This window comes from Streptomyces sp. CNP082 (assembly GCF_059570535.1).
This window is the reverse complement of record NZ_JCANSZ010000046.1, coordinates 1-14,048: the sequence shown is the minus strand read 5'-3', so window position 1 is coordinate 14,048 and position 14,048 is coordinate 1. Positions and strand designations below refer to the sequence as shown.

At 68.5% G+C, this 14,048-nt stretch carries 13 protein-coding genes; 10 read left to right on the top strand and 3 right to left on the bottom strand.

Annotation, left to right across the window (positions count from 1 at the left end; translation table 11 throughout):
- Positions 1-14 precede the first annotated feature (14 nt).
- The 3 genes from B124_RS28315 to B124_RS28305 all read right to left on the bottom strand — a co-directional run bounded on the left by B124_RS28315 (position 15) and on the right by B124_RS28305 (position 4,065).
- Complete coding sequence (locus B124_RS28315) at positions 15-2,312, bottom strand: hypothetical protein (RefSeq protein ID WP_496505822.1); 2,298 nt, start codon at positions 2,310-2,312, stop codon at positions 15-17.
- On the bottom strand, positions 2,309-3,196 hold the full coding sequence (locus B124_RS28310) for a hypothetical protein (protein ID WP_496505821.1): 888 nt from the start codon (positions 3,194-3,196) through the stop codon (positions 2,309-2,311). The genes B124_RS28315 and B124_RS28310 overlap by 4 nt, the downstream gene beginning before the upstream one ends.
- A 161-nt stretch (positions 3,197-3,357) precedes the next feature.
- Positions 3,358-4,065 carry a Crp/Fnr family transcriptional regulator gene (locus tag B124_RS28305; protein ID WP_496505820.1) on the bottom strand — a complete coding sequence of 236 codons (708 nt, stop codon included), beginning with the start codon at positions 4,063-4,065 and terminating at the stop codon, positions 3,358-3,360.
- A gap of 257 nt (positions 4,066-4,322) precedes the next feature.
- Between B124_RS28305 and B124_RS28300 the strand changes: the two genes are divergently transcribed.
- The 10 genes from B124_RS28300 (at position 4,323) to B124_RS28255 (ending at position 13,772) form a co-directional block, all read left to right on the top strand.
- Complete coding sequence (locus B124_RS28300) at positions 4,323-4,790, top strand: DUF1707 and DUF4190 domain-containing protein (protein WP_496505819.1); 468 nt, start codon at positions 4,323-4,325, stop codon at positions 4,788-4,790.
- 298 nt (positions 4,791-5,088) lie between these two features.
- On the top strand, positions 5,089-5,460 hold the full coding sequence (gene rpsL / locus B124_RS28295; protein ID WP_003948652.1) for a 30S ribosomal protein S12: 372 nt from the start codon (positions 5,089-5,091) through the stop codon (positions 5,458-5,460).
- Between the two features lie 2 nt (positions 5,461-5,462).
- On the top strand, positions 5,463-5,933 hold the full coding sequence (gene rpsG / locus B124_RS28290; RefSeq protein WP_496505818.1) for a 30S ribosomal protein S7: 471 nt from the start codon (positions 5,463-5,465) through the stop codon (positions 5,931-5,933).
- 38 nt (positions 5,934-5,971) lie between these two features.
- A complete protein-coding gene (gene fusA, locus B124_RS28285) occupies positions 5,972-8,092 on the top strand; it encodes an elongation factor G (RefSeq protein WP_496505817.1) in 2,121 nt (706 codons plus the stop codon).
- A 199-nt stretch (positions 8,093-8,291) separates the two neighbouring features.
- Entirely contained in the window at positions 8,292-9,485 is a 1,194-nt protein-coding gene (gene tuf / locus B124_RS28280) for an elongation factor Tu (RefSeq protein ID WP_496505816.1), read from the top strand.
- Between the two features lie 296 nt (positions 9,486-9,781).
- On the top strand, positions 9,782-10,438 hold the full coding sequence (locus B124_RS28275) for a hypothetical protein (RefSeq protein WP_496505815.1): 657 nt from the start codon (positions 9,782-9,784) through the stop codon (positions 10,436-10,438).
- A gap of 56 nt (positions 10,439-10,494) precedes the next feature.
- Positions 10,495-11,511 (top strand): hypothetical protein, encoded by a 1,017-nt coding sequence (locus B124_RS28270; RefSeq protein WP_496505862.1) that lies wholly within the window; start codon positions 10,495-10,497, stop codon positions 11,509-11,511.
- A 19-nt stretch (positions 11,512-11,530) separates the two neighbouring features.
- Complete coding sequence (locus tag B124_RS28265) at positions 11,531-11,845, top strand: hypothetical protein (protein ID WP_496505814.1); 315 nt, start codon at positions 11,531-11,533, stop codon at positions 11,843-11,845.
- A complete protein-coding gene (locus B124_RS28260) occupies positions 11,842-13,116 on the top strand; it encodes a putative T7SS-secreted protein (protein ID WP_496505813.1) in 1,275 nt (424 codons plus the stop codon). Before B124_RS28265 ends, B124_RS28260 begins: the two co-directional genes overlap by 4 nt.
- Before the next feature lie 296 nt (positions 13,117-13,412).
- Positions 13,413-13,772: a hypothetical protein gene (locus tag B124_RS28255; RefSeq protein ID WP_496505812.1), complete on the top strand. Its 360-nt coding sequence runs from the start codon at positions 13,413-13,415 to the stop codon at positions 13,770-13,772.
- Positions 13,773-14,048: the final 276 nt, after the last annotated feature.

The following is a 14,048-nucleotide window of genomic DNA, read 5'->3' as shown; positions in this document are numbered from 1 at the left end:
GGATCGTGCGGTTGTCACCGATGTCTGTTCAGCACGCTGAGGAGCCTGGCGGCCACGGGCGGCGGCAGCGTCCCGTCGTCGCCGGGCATGGTGCGCAGCAGGTGGCTGAGGCGGTCGTGCTCGCGCCCCGTGGTCACCAGGGCGGGCAGGAGGGCGGCGAGGGCCCACTCGGTGGGCTCGGCGCGGTCGGCGGCCAGCACCCAGTCGCGGAGGACGTCGAGCGCTTCGCGGCCGTACGGGCGCGAGTTCAGCGCGGAGCGCCACAGGTCGGCGATGCCGGCGGCGTCCCGGCTGCCGGCCGCCATGGCGTCCGCGTACCAGGTCAGGACCTGCGGCTGCGCGTCAGGCGCGGCGCTGTCGGAGTCGTCCCCGACGCGGCGGCAGGCGCCGACGAAGCCGCCCACGCCCATGTCCCGTACGGCCTGCTCGCCTTCCGGTGTCTGCCGCAACTCCGCCAGCACGACGCCCCGGGCGTCGGAGGTGAGCAGTAATTCCACGGCGTCGCATAGCTCGTCGCGCAGGAGAGCGAAGGGCGGCAGCTCGGCGAAGTCCTCCGGCTCGCCCAGGTCTTCCTGCTCGCTCAGCTCCACCAGCTCCCGGTGCAGCCGGCGGGCGGACTTCCGCAGGGCGCGCAGCGTCTCGCGGGGGCGGGCGGGGCCGATGAGGGCGTGGGCCCTGATGGCGACCCACCTCTTGTCCTCGCTGTCGTCCTCGCACCAGGCGTCCAGCACGCGGACCACGTTGGGCACGCCGATCCCGTACGCGTACAGGAGCGCGCCGGCGGCGGCGAGCTTGCGGCGGAAGTCGTCGGCGAGCGTCCACGGCTCGACGATCAGGGCCATGGCGGAGGGGAAGTCGCGGGCCGCGAAGACTGCCGCGACCGCCGCGGCGCGGCTGCGGACGAAGGGGCGGCCGTCGCGGGCGAGACGGGAGAGCCAGCCGACGAGCGCGGGGCGGGCGGAGGGGTGGGCGGTCCAGACCTGGCGGAGCACCACGGGGGCGGTGCGGTCGTCCCGGTAGCGGCCCTTGGTGAGGGTGACCGGGCCCCACTCGGTGTCCTCCTCCGCCTCGTACGGCTCGGCCCGCAGGACGCCCAGGCGCTCGGCCGCCGGCGGGCTGAACACCGGGATCCGCGGCGTCCGGTGGGGGTCCTCGACGGCCTGGAGCTGCTGGTAGAGCACGTCGGCCAGCTCTGCTGTCAGCGCGTACGGGCCGGCGTCGAAGGCGGCGAGCGCGACCAGGAGCGCTTTGTCGTGCAGGGACACGGTGGCCGCGTCGAACCACTCCCGCACCTGCGACTCGATCGCGGAGAGGGAGAACCCGGCCACCTCGGCCTCGCCGGCCCCGCCGCGGGCGTGCCGGTGCAGCGCCACGGCGAAGGCGGCGACCTCGCGCAACTGGTGGTCCCGGCCGAGGAAGTCGACGACGGGCGGCAGGCTCAGCAGCCCGTGCGCCTCGTCGTCTCCGACACGCAGGCACAGGTGCCTGGCGAGCACGTCGGCGCCGGCGGGCGGCTGCCACGGCACGGCGGGCACGTCCTCCAGCACGGCGGTGGGGCCCACGGTGGCGACCAGATACCCGTCGCCGAGCCGCTCCTGGGCGGCGAGCAGGTGAGACTCGCGCAGCGGCTGGTCCCGGCTGGTGACGGCGTCGCACCAGACGTAGCCGCACGGCTCGTCGGCACCGTCGCCGTCGGGGCGCTTCAACTGCTCGGCGAGCTTCGCGGGCGGGGTGTCCTTGTCGAGGAGGCGTACGGAGGTGAGGCCGAGCTGCCGCAGCAGCATGACGGCGGCCGTGCGGCGACCGGTGAACGGCTGGCCGGAGAGGATCAGCACCCGCTCGCCGCGCAACTGCTTCTCCAGCAGCGCGAAGTGCTCCTCGTCGGTCACGAACCGCTCGGCCATCCGCTCCAGCACGCGCGCCGAGACCTTGCCGGAGCCGTGCGCCGCGGTGGGCACACCGACGTGGTAGATCTCCGTCTTACCGCCCATGTAGATGTCGCGGGCCCGGCCGCCGCTCATCCCTATCTGGTCGCCCGCCACGAAGCTGCCGCCGAAGCGCGCGGAGTTACCGATGGCGGGGGGCCCGTGCTGGAGCAGATCGCGCCGGGCGCTCCAGGCGTCCTGCGGCCGTTCTTGTTCCTCCTCGGGCTGGTCGTCGGCCTCTTCGGCCTCGCCGGCGGTGCGCTGCTCGTCCTTTCCCGGCTTCGCCCCCTTCCCCGGCTTTGGCTGGCCGTCGCCCGGGGGCGCCGCGGGGCCGGGGCGGCGCGGGCGGCCGGCGGGCTCGCCGGCCGCGGCTTCTGGTGCGCTCACCGGGACTCCCGGCGCTCGGCACCGCCGAGGTGGACGTCGCGCGCGTGGCCGCCGCTGACACCTGTCTGGTTGCCGGCGACGAAGCTGCCGCCGAAGGCGGGGGAGCCGTCGATACGGATGGACTGGCCGGCGGGGGGCGGGGTGGCCGGCGGCGCAGCGCGGTCGGGGGAGACCGGCTCGGGGCCCGGAGGTGTGGCGGAGCCCTTTCCGCTGCCGTCCTCGCCGTCCTCGTCGCCGCCTGCCCCGCCGCTCTCTGCGCCGTCCTGTCCGTCATCGGCCCCACCGTCCGCCGCCGGGCCCGCCGCGGTGCCGGCGGGCAGTGGCCCGTAGAGCCAGGCCGCCAGCTGGCCGTTCTTGCTGTCCACGCCGACGCTGTGGAACTCCTCGGCCCTGATGCCAGGGTGGCCGTGCCGCACGATCCCGTCGCGGATCTCCGGCGACACGAGCAGCGCGAGGCCGCCCGGCCGTTCGCGGAGCGCGTGCCTGAGGATGTCCGCGTCGAGCAGCCGGCAGGCGTGGTTGAGGTCGGAGCCGACCCAGCCGCCGTGCTCGTCGATCCCCACGAACCCCGTGGCCAGCACGGCACGCAGCCGGATCTGCGCGCTGCGGGACGCCATCCGGTTGACTGCGTGCAGTTCAACCGGGGCATCGGAGATCAGAGCGCGCAGGAGGGCGGGCACCGAGGCGTTGGCGTCGATCAGCTCGATGACGCAGTCGCCGCGGTCCGCGCGGCGCCGCAACGTCGGATCCGTACCGGCGGTGTCGAGGATGCGGTCGGCGATGTCGTAGAGCATGCGCCGCAGGTAGGCCTGTTCCACATTGTCGCGGCGGCTGTAGTTCTCAATGTCGAGGAGGAGGATCGTGCGGCTGACTGGGTCGGTCATGAGCGCCTCTCTGCTGGTGCCGTCCCGGAGCACAGCAGCGTGGCGCGAGTCGGCGCCGGGTCGTGAGGTCGTATGACGCAGTCGAAGTGTGAACACGTACACACAGTAACCCTGAGGGCTGACATCGCTACTCTGTGCGACCATTTCGGGGGATGCTCGGCTCAGGTGCGGGCCATGCGGCGCAGGACGTCCGGCCGGAGCACGACGAGCGTCCGGCGCCCGGTCGTCACGACGCCGCGGTCACGCAGCTCCCGCAGCAGGCGCTGCACCATCTCCCGGGACGCGCCGATGGAGCCGGCCAACTCCTGTTTGCTCAGCGGCACACGCACCTCGATGCCGTCGGCGGTCCGGCGCCCGTGCGCGCGGATCAGATCGAGCAGAAGGACGGCGAGGCGCTCGCGTACGGGCAGGGCGGCGGCCTGGAGGCGGTGGCGGTCGCCGGAGCGCAGGCGGTCGCTCGTCAGGCTGAGTAACTGCATGGCCGCGGCGGGGCAGCCGCGCAGGAAGGCGGCGAAGCGATCCTGTTCGACGGCCACCGCCTCGACCGGCTCCAGCGTCGTCACCGTGGCCGAACGCGGACGGCTGCTCACCGCCGCAGCCTCCCCGACGATGTCGCCCGGGCCGCGCAGCGCGAGCAGCGCCTCGTATCCGTTCCCGGCCGCGGACGCGGTGACCTTCGTCCAGCCGCGCAGGATCAGCAGGATGTGGGTGGACGGCTCGTCCTGGCGTAGCACGTCGGTGCGGGTGGTGAACTGCAGGGCCCGTCCCGTGGCCAGGAGCGCGGTGCGGTCCTCCTCTTCGAGCCGGGCCAGGAACGGCACGCGGTCCTCAAGCCCTTCGAACTCCCAGCGGGGCCTCTCGGTGGCCATGCCCACGTATCTCCCAGTCACCCGGCGTCTCAAGGCGGATGAACGTACTGCACGGGGCTACCATGAGACAGCGCGCGAACTGGACAACGTGGTGCACAGGGGGCGCACGCGGCGACGCGAACTTCACGGCGCCGCACCGGAACTCCCTCGGCGCCCCGTGCGTCGAGCACAATAGAGAGCACGCGGTCCGCGGAGACCGCGGGTGGGGAGGTTCCTGAGTGTCCATGCAGCCGTGGGACCAAAGCCGGCCTCCGTCCATGCGTGCCTCGCATGCCGACCGGGAGCGGACCGTCGATGTGATCAAGGCCGGGTTCGCCGAGGGCAGGCTCACCCAGCCGGAGTACGAGCAGCGGATCTCGAAGGCGTACGACGCGCAGACCTACGGCGAGCTGCACCTGCTCATCTCCGACCTGCCGCAGGGCCCCGTCGGCATCCCGACGATGCCGGCCATGGTGCCGCGGACGTTCCAGCCCGTGCCCATCCTGCCGCCCCCGCCGAAAACGAACAGCACGGCGATCGGTGCGCTGGTGTGCGGTGCGCTGGTGCCGATGGTCGGTGTGACGTTCATCCCCGCGATCATCCTGGGGCACAAGGCGCGTGCGGAGATCCGCAGGACCGGCGAGGGTGGCGACGGCATGGCGATCGCGGGCCTGGTCATCGGCTATCTGGCGCTCAGTTTCGTGGCGTTCATCGCGCTGATCGTGGCGGCCGTGGCGAGTAGCTGAGCATCGCCCTTACCTCCAGCCGCCGTCCCTTATGTCTTTTTGTTTTGACCGGAGCGGGTGGCTGTAGGTACGCTCTGACCTTGTGCCTGGGGTGTCCCCGGGTCTTCGCGTGCGCGGGGGCGCTCCCGCGAAGGCGCCGAGGCTGTGACACCGAAGAGCTGCACTTCCCCGTGAGACTGGCGGGGTCGTACGGGGCTTGCGACACACCCGACCGCGTGGGTCGGGGCAGCGGCCGGTCTTCACGGACAGAACCCCAGGTTAGAAGTATCGAGATCGGCACACAGAAACCGGAGAAACGGTGCCTACGATCCAGCAGCTGGTCCGCAAGGGCCGGCAGGACAAGGTCGAGAAGAACAAGACGCCCGCGCTCGAGGGTTCGCCCCAGCGCCGCGGCGTGTGCACGCGTGTGTTCACCACCACCCCGAAGAAGCCGAACTCGGCCCTGCGTAAGGTCGCGCGTGTGCGTCTGACCAGCGGGATCGAGGTCACCGCTTACATCCCGGGTGAGGGGCACAACCTGCAGGAGCACTCGATCGTGCTCGTGCGCGGTGGCCGTGTGAAGGACCTGCCGGGCGTTCGCTACAAGATCATCCGCGGCTCGCTCGACACCCAGGGTGTCAAGAACCGCAAGCAGGCCCGCAGCCGCTACGGCGCCAAGAAGGAGAAGTAAGCATGCCTCGTAAGGGCCCCGCCCCGAAGCGGCCGGTGCACATCGACCCGGTCTACAACTCTCCTCTGGTGACGTCGCTGATCAACAAGGTGCTGCTGCACGGCAAGCGCTCCACCGCCGAGCGCATCGTGTACGGCGCCATGGAGGGCCTGCGCGAGAAGACCGGCAACGACCCGGTCATCACGCTGAAGCGCGCCCTGGAGAACGTCAAGCCGGCCATTGAGGTCAAGTCGCGCCGCGTCGGCGGTGCGACGTACCAGGTCCCGGTCGAGGTCAAGCCCGGCCGGTCCGCCACGCTCGCGCTGCGCTGGATCGTGGGCTACTCCCGCGCCCGCCGCGAGAAGACGATGACCGAGCGCCTCATGAACGAGCTGCTGGACGCCAGCAACGGCCTCGGCGCCTCCGTCAAGCGCCGCGAGGACACCCACAAGATGGCCGACGCCAACAAGGCGTTCGCGCACTACCGCTGGTAGTCGAAACCCGTAGTTACGAGAGAGAAGACTGAGCCAACATGGCCACCACCTCACTTGACCTGGCCAAGGTCCGCAATATCGGGATCATGGCGCACATCGACGCGGGCAAGACGACGACCACCGAGCGGATCCTGTACTACACCGGTGTCTCGTACAAGATCGGTGAGGTCCACGACGGCGCAGCCACGATGGACTGGATGGCGCAGGAGCAGGAGCGCGGCATCACGATCACGTCTGCCGCGACGACCTGTCACTGGCCGCTCGACGAGGTCGACCACACCATCAACATCATCGACACCCCGGGCCACGTCGACTTCACCGTCGAGGTGGAGCGCTCGCTGCGCGTCCTCGACGGTGCGGTGACGGTGTTCGACGGGGTGGCCGGCGTCGAGCCGCAGTCCGAGACCGTGTGGCGCCAGGCCGACCGGTACGGCGTCCCGCGTATCTGCTTCGTCAACAAGCTGGACCGCACGGGCGCCGAGTTCCACCGCTGCGTCGACATGATCACCGACCGGCTGGGTGCGACCCCGCTGGTCATGCAGCTCCCGATCGGCACCGAGGCCGACTTCAGGGGCGTCGTCGACCTGGTCCGGATGAAGGCGCTCGTCTGGTCGCCCGAGGCCAAGCTCGGCGAGGCGTACGACGTCGTCGACATCCCGGAGACCCACGTCGAGGCGGCCGACGAGTGGCGGGGCAAGCTGCTCGAAGCCGTCGCCGAGAACGACGAGGAGATGATGGAGCTGTACCTGGAGGGCGAGGAGCCCACCGCGGAGCAGCTCTACGCGGCCGTGCGCCGTATCACCATCAACTCCGGCAAGAGCGACACCACCACCGTCACCCCGGTGTTCTGCGGCACCGCGTTCAAGAACAAGGGCGTGCAGCCCCTGCTGGACGCGATCGTGCGGTACCTGCCGTCGCCGCTGGACGTCGAGGGCATCGAGGGGCACGCCGTCGGCAACCCGGACGAGGTCATCGTCCGCCGGCCGTCGGAGGAGGAGCCGCTCTCCGCGCTCGCCTTCAAGATCGCCAGCGACCCGCACCTGGGCAAGCTGACGTTCATCCGGGTCTACTCGGGCCGGCTGAACTCCGGCTCGCAGGTGCAGAACTCGGTCAAGGGCCGCAAGGAGCGCATCGGCAAGATCTACCGGATGCACGCCAACAAGCGTGAGGAGATCGAGTCGGTGGGTGCCGGCGACATCGTCGCCGTCATGGGTCTGAAGCAGACCACCACCGGTGAGACGCTGAGCGACCCGGCGAACCCGGTGATCCTGGAGTCCATGGACTTCCCGGCCCCGGTGATCGAGGTCGCCATCGAGCCGAAGTCGAAGGGCGACCAGGAGAAGCTGGGCGTCGCGATCCAGCGCCTCGCCGAGGAGGACCCGTCTTTCCGGGTCAAGACGGACGAGGAGACCGGCCAGACCATCATCTCGGGCATGGGCGAGCTGCACCTGGACGTGCTGGTCGACCGCATGAAGCGCGAGTTCAAGGTCGAGGCGAACGTCGGTAAGCCGCAGGTGGCGTACCGCGAGACGGTGCGCCGGCCGGTGGCGAAGCACGAGTACACGCACAAGAAGCAGACCGGCGGCTCCGGACAGTTCGCGCGCGTGATCATCGCGCTCGAACCGCTGGAGGGCGACGGCTACGAGTTCGTCAACGAGGTCACCGGCGGCCGCATCCCCAAGGAGTACATCCCCTCGGTGGACGCGGGCAGCCAGGAGGCCATGGAATTCGGCATCCTCGCCGGATACCCGCTGACGGGCGTGCGTGTGCGCCTGCTGGACGGTGCCTACCACGAGGTGGACTCGTCCGAGATGGCCTTCAAGATCGCCGGCTCGATGGCCTTCAAGGAGGCCGCCCGCAAGGCCGCCCCGGTCCTGCTGGAGCCGATGATGAAGGTCGAGGTCACGACGCCCGAGGACTACATGGGCGACGTGATCGGCGACATCAACTCGCGCCGTGGACAGATCCAGTCCATGGAGGACCGGAGCGGTGCCAAGCTGGTCACCGGTCTGGTCCCGCTGTCGGAGATGTTCGGCTACGTCGGCGACCTGCGCAGCAAGACGTCCGGCCGGGCGAGCTACTCCATGCAGTTCGACTCCTACGCCGAGGTTCCCAAGAACGTCGCCGAGGAGATCATCGCGAAGGCCAAGGGCGAGTGAAGCCGTAGGCTGTAGCAAACGGCATACGGGGTAAACCGCCGCAGATCCCCTCGGGAGCTGCGGCGGGTGCCCCGGCCGCCGACCACAGGCGAACAGGTCAAGGGCGTCCCCCTCGGGGTCCTGACCGGTTCGGAACGACCACCTGAACCCCTCCGTAGAAGGCGGGGGGCGTACAGCACCAGTCCACAGGAGGACCCCAGTGGCGAAGGCGAAGTTCGAGCGGACTAAGCCGCACGTCAACATCGGCACCATCGGTCACATCGACCACGGCAAGACCACTCTTACCGCGGCGATCACCAAGGTGCTGCACGACGCCTACCCGGACCTGAACGAGGCTTCGGCCTTCGACCAGATCGACAAGGCTCCGGAGGAGAAGCAGCGCGGTATCACGATCTCCATCGCGCACGTCGAATACCAGACCGAGTCGCGGCACTATGCGCACGTCGACTGCCCTGGTCACGCGGACTACATCAAGAACATGATCACCGGTGCCGCCCAGATGGACGGCGCGATCCTCGTGGTCGCCGCCACCGACGGCCCGATGCCGCAGACCAAGGAGCACGTGCTGCTCGCCCGCCAGGTCGGCGTGCCGTACATCGTTGTCGCGCTGAACAAGGCCGACATGGTGGACGACGAGGAGATCATGGAGCTCGTCGAGCTCGAGGTCCGTGAGCTGCTCTCCGAGTACGAGTTCCCGGGCGACGACGTCCCGGTCGTCAAGGTCTCCGCGCTGAAGGCGCTGGAGGGCGACGCCGAGTGGGGCAAGACCGTCCTCGACCTGATGAAGGCCGTCGACGAGTCCATCCCGGAGCCGGTCCGCGAGATCGACAAGCCGTTCCTGATGCCGATCGAGGACGTTTTCACGATCACCGGTCGTGGCACCGTCGTCACCGGCCGCATCGAGCGCGGCATCCTCAAGGTGAACGAGGAAGTCGAGATCATCGGCATCAAGGAAGAGAAGACCAAGACCACGGTCACGGGCATCGAGATGTTCCGCAAGCTGCTGGACGAGGGCCAGGCCGGTGAGAACGTCGGTCTCCTCCTCCGCGGCATCAAGCGCGAGGACGTCGAGCGCGGCCAGGTCATCATCAAGCCGGGCACCGTCACCCCGCACACCGAGTTCGAGGCGACGGCGTACATCCTGTCGAAGGACGAGGGCGGTCGGCACACCCCGTTCTTCAACAACTACCGCCCGCAGTTCTACTTCCGTACCACCGACGTGACCGGCGTCGTGCACCTCCCCGAGGGCACGGAGATGGTCATGCCGGGCGACAACACCGACATGAAGGTGGAGCTGATCCAGCCCATCGCCATGGAGGAGGGCCTGAAGTTCGCCATCCGCGAGGGTGGCCGGACGGTGGGCGCCGGCCAGGTCACCAAGATCATCAAGTGACCTGACGGTACGAAGTCCCCGGGGCCCCGGCCCGCCGATTCGTTCGGCGGGCCGGGGCCTTTGGCGTGCCGATGGGGTGCCGTTGGGGTGGGCGGGGCGTGGTTGGCGTATGCCTGTTCCGGCAACTCGTCGCTTGGGGGTGCGGAATGGAATTCCACTTTCCTGGTGAGTGGGGTAGCGGAATGAGCCTTCGCGTTCTCGTTATCCACAGGTGCAAAAGGTGGGGTGGTGAACGCGGCTAAGGTTCCGATAGCGTCGACTGCCTGACGTATCGTCACCATAACCGGGAGTTGATCGTGTCCCCCCGCGCCCATTCCGCTGCCGTGATGGCGGCTGCCGCTGCCACCCTGAGCCTGTTGCTGACCGCCTGCGGCGGCGACGAGGACGGCGACACCTCGTCGGACGACAAGATCCAGGGCGCTGAGAAGGCGGAGAAGTCGCCGTCGCCGAGCGCCTCGGAGGAGGCGGCGGGCAGACCGCAGATCAAGCTGCCGGACGACCTCAAGGTCACCTTCAGCCCGGAGGAGACAGGAGACCCCGCGAAGGACGCCGTGCTGCGTGACAACGCTGAGCGCATGAAGGCAGTCCAGTCCGCCATCGCCGGCCTGGACCCGGAGTATGAAGCCATCAACTACTACAACATCGATGGGGCACTCGGCGAAACAGCCGAGTGGGTCGAGCAGTTCAAGGAAGAGAAGCTCACCGTGACCGGTGTCGTCCGCTATGTCGACCGGCAGGTGACATTGAAGGACGACAGGACCGCGACGCTCACCTTCTGCGCTGACGAGAGCAAGGGCTACAGCAAGAGCCTGGAGACGGGGAAGGTAAACGTCACCCCGGTCACGGAGAACAGCTACGTCGTCTACAACACCGAATTGCAGAAGGACGATCAGGGTGTCTGGCGGACCACCAGCATCATCTCGGAAAGGGGGGCAGCGCAGTGCCAACCGTGAAGCGCGTTCTGAGGGGGATGCTGGCGAGCTTATTCCTGCTCGTCCTCGTCGCACCCATGGCCCGAGCCGACATCACGCCGGGCGATGGCGGATCCGAGGGTGACCCAGAAGCGCCCCCGCCCGCTGCCGACGGGGGCGCCGAAGGGCAGACGCTGCACGCCGAGGTCGGGGGGGTGGTGATCGACGAATCCGAAAACGGGGCCGGGGATGGTGGGAACGGGGGCGGTACCGGGGCGTTGGATCCGGTGGGGGACTGGTCGCCGCCGCCTTGCTGGTATGCGCCGCTGTATACGCCCAAGCAGTTGAAGAAGGAGATGGAGCACACCTGGTCGTTGGAGTCCACCGGCTATCAGTGGGACGCCGAGCAACGGGCCAAGTTCGCCGACGGGGGTGATGAGCCAGGAACGTACGACGACTTCAATATGGCGAAGTCCGGTGACGGCTACTGGTGGGACGGTTACGTCCCAGAAGGCGGCGCCGGCGTTCCGGGCGCGTTGGAGTGCGACGACGGACCCTTCTGGGTGGACAAGGGAGATCCGCCGCCGGCCGAGTTCGAGAACGCCGTGACGCCGGAGATCCTTGCGGGGCTCGCGTACGACCGTATCCGGGTGCCGGATACGGAGATCAGCCTCAAGCCCGATGCCGAGCGTGCGCAGAAGGTGAACCTCCCGACTTGGGCCTGGCTGGAGGACGCGACCTTCGAGCCCGTTTCGGTGACTGCCCGGGTGCCGGTGCTCGGCCTATGGGCCAGGACCACCGCGACTCCGGTCTCGCTCAGCCTCGATCCGGGCACCGATGACGCCGAGCTGCACCCTTCCTCGGGTACCTGCGCCATCAACGACGACGGTTCCATAGGCACCCCGTACACCCCGGGAGCCGCGGAAGAGACCCCGCCCTGCGGGCTGACCTACCTCCGTGCCACGCCGGACGGTGAGACCTATCCGTTCCGCGCGACGGTCACCTGGTCCATCGAGTGGGAGGGCTCCGGCGACACAGGCGGCGATCTGCCCGACGGTTCCTTCGGCACGACCACCGAACTGGAAGTCGACGAGATCCAGTCCGTCGTCCGCTGACGCGCGTCAGGAGGGGCACGTGAGCGATCTGTACGTGGATATGGAGACCCTCGACCGGGTCCGGCGCAACATCAAGCGCATATCGGAGTTGATGAAGCGGCCGGGGCGGGAGATGGAGGAGGTCGACGGCTGGTCCATGGGGGTGGATGTGCTGGGTCGTCGAATGGATGAGTTCGGGGACGAGTGGTCGTACGGCATCGGGCAGATCGAGAAGTTCTCCGATGCCGCGTCGGAAGCCCTGCTGAAGGTCAAGCAGGAGTTTCAGCGAGTGGACGGTGAGCTGGCCAACGCGCTCCCGCGATCTCGCACCCAGGCCGGCGGGGGGCGGACTTGAGTGCGTTACAGCCGGCCGACTTCTCCTCTCTCGGGTTCATGCCCTGTCCGGGCGACGTGCGGGGCGCGGAAGACGTCGCCAAAGTGGTGCGGCGGACCGCACGGGCACTGTCCGAGATCTGCCATGTGCTCCACGGCACCGGGCCCGGCGACTGGAAGGGGAAGGCGGCGGAGGCGTTCCGGGAGAAGTTCGAGGACGACTTCCGGCCCAAGATGGACGAGGCCCGTGACTCGTTCGGCATGGCTGCCACGGCCCTGGAGGGCTGGGCCGAGTACATGCGCACCCAGCAGGACGTGGCGCGCCGACTGGAACGTGAGGCGGAGGACGCCGAGAGCGAACTGAGCAAGGCTCAACGCAGGCTGGGCGCGGCCACCGAAGACGACACCAAGCCTCCGGCCGAGGGCTCCCCGGACCGGTACCGGCAAGCCAGCACGGCGGGGGAGAAGCCCGATCGGACCGACGAGGAGGAGCGCCGTGAGGCGCAGGCTTTGGTCGTCGTAGCTTCCGTGCGGCTGGAGCATATCCGCCGCAGCGCCCGTTCGCTGGCGGAGGATTACCGCGCGGAGGGGCACGCGGTCGCGAACCGTCTTCGCGGTGCGATGGAGATCGCCCCGGACGAGCCTGGGCTGTTTGACAAGATCGGCGACGCCATTACCGATCTGTCCGGCTCGTTCGGCGAGTACCTGGAGACGGTGTCAGACGGCATAGCCAAGCTCGCCGACGATGTCGCCCAGTGGGTGGAGGACCACGCTCACGCAATCGCGGCGATTGGTGACGTGTTCTCGGCGCTCAGCGCGATCACCGGTCTCGTCGGACTAGGCCTGCTGGCTGTCAGTCCGTTCTGTCCGCCACTGGCAGTTGTTGCTGCGGCATTCGAAACGGCGGCGGCTGGCACAGCGTTCGCGGCACTCCTGACGCACGGCACAGCGCGGTTGGCGGGCGGGGAAGATGTCGTGGCCAACCGTTCCCTGGCGCAGGACATGCTCGGGTCACTGCCGTTCGGAGCTTCTACGCGCGTGGGAGCAGACCTTGTCGGCGTGTTCAGGAGCACTGTGGATCACGGCGGGAACTTCGGGCTTGTGGACTCCTGGACGACGATCATGGGAGATCCGACAGCCTTGGGGTACTTCGTTCCCCAGGACAAACGCCAAGCGGCCGAGCTTGGAATTCCGGCAGGTGCCGGAGCAATGCTGGTCGCCTTCGAGAACGCATGGAGTGCGGGGAGCGAGAAGGACAGAGCTGCACGTAACCAGCAGGCGAGGAGCGGCTGATGAAAGAAGCTGAGATCAGAGCTCACTTCGACGGGCGTTCCCCGACTACTCTCAGGTTTAGGGGAATGGGTCTGGCGAATACGGGACGCGCACTTGTCCTCGCTCATCATTTCGGCTATGAACTGGTCAGTGCAGCGAATACCCACAGGGGCGAGTACACGATGGTCTTTCGCCTCGACAACTCGCCGCAGGGTCGGCAGCGTGCCGCACATGCAGCACAGACGCCGCCCCCCTTACCAGGGCAACCGCCGCAGCGAGGGTGGTCGCCGGTGCCTGTGCCTGCTGGAGGGACGTGGGTGAGTCCCGCCAAGGCTGCCGCTGCGCGACGGAACATCGCCGTGCGTGGTGACAGAAGCCCGGCACCACTTGTGATCTTCTTCTCAGTCGGCGCGGTTGTCATGCTCGCCGTGGCCTGGAATCTGCACGACAACTCCGTTGTCGGTGTGATTGCCGCACTCGTTCTGTCGGCACTGCTGGTGGCCGCCGCGAGCTTCGCGCCGCGGTGGCTCAGCGAAATGAAGCGCCGTGATGCCGAGTTGGTGGCGCGTTACGAGCGGCAGCAAGCTCAGGCTTCCGGTGTTCCCCCTCCCCAGCCGCCGCTGCCCGCTCCGTCGCCTCAGCCCGAGCAGCCGGATCCACGCGAGTACGGCTCGTGAACTTCAACGTGCCGGCAGGGCAATGCCACTCATTTAAGCTCCTCGGCATTTCGTCATCCACTTTTCCACAGCGACACTCCCGTGCGTTCTGTGGATAAAGCGGCAGGTCTTTCCTTCTGTTCCTCCTCTGCCTGCCTTCTGCTATCTTCTCGCCATGCTTCAGGGCGATCGTGGCACCGCGCTCGCGGGTGTACGTATGACGGATCGAATCGGTGTAGGGGTCCTGACTCGTATCGTCGATCGTGATCTTGTCGACGAGGTGCTTGCCGAGACAGG

Coding starts and splice junctions, on each gene's coding strand:
- rpsG (WP_496505818.1), top strand. CDS start 5,463: ATGCCTCGTAAGGGCCCCGCCCCGAAGCGGCCGGTGCACATCGACCCG.
- B124_RS28270 (WP_496505862.1), top strand. CDS start 10,495: ATGGCCCGAGCCGACATCACGCCGGGCGATGGCGGATCCGAGGGTGAC.
- fusA (WP_496505817.1), top strand. CDS start 5,972: ATGGCCACCACCTCACTTGACCTGGCCAAGGTCCGCAATATCGGGATC.
- B124_RS28305 (WP_496505820.1), bottom strand. CDS start 4,065: ATGGCCACCGAGAGGCCCCGCTGGGAGTTCGAAGGGCTTGAGGACCGC.
- B124_RS28300 (WP_496505819.1), top strand. CDS start 4,323: ATGCGTGCCTCGCATGCCGACCGGGAGCGGACCGTCGATGTGATCAAG.
- B124_RS28310 (WP_496505821.1), bottom strand. CDS start 3,196: ATGACCGACCCAGTCAGCCGCACGATCCTCCTCCTCGACATTGAGAAC.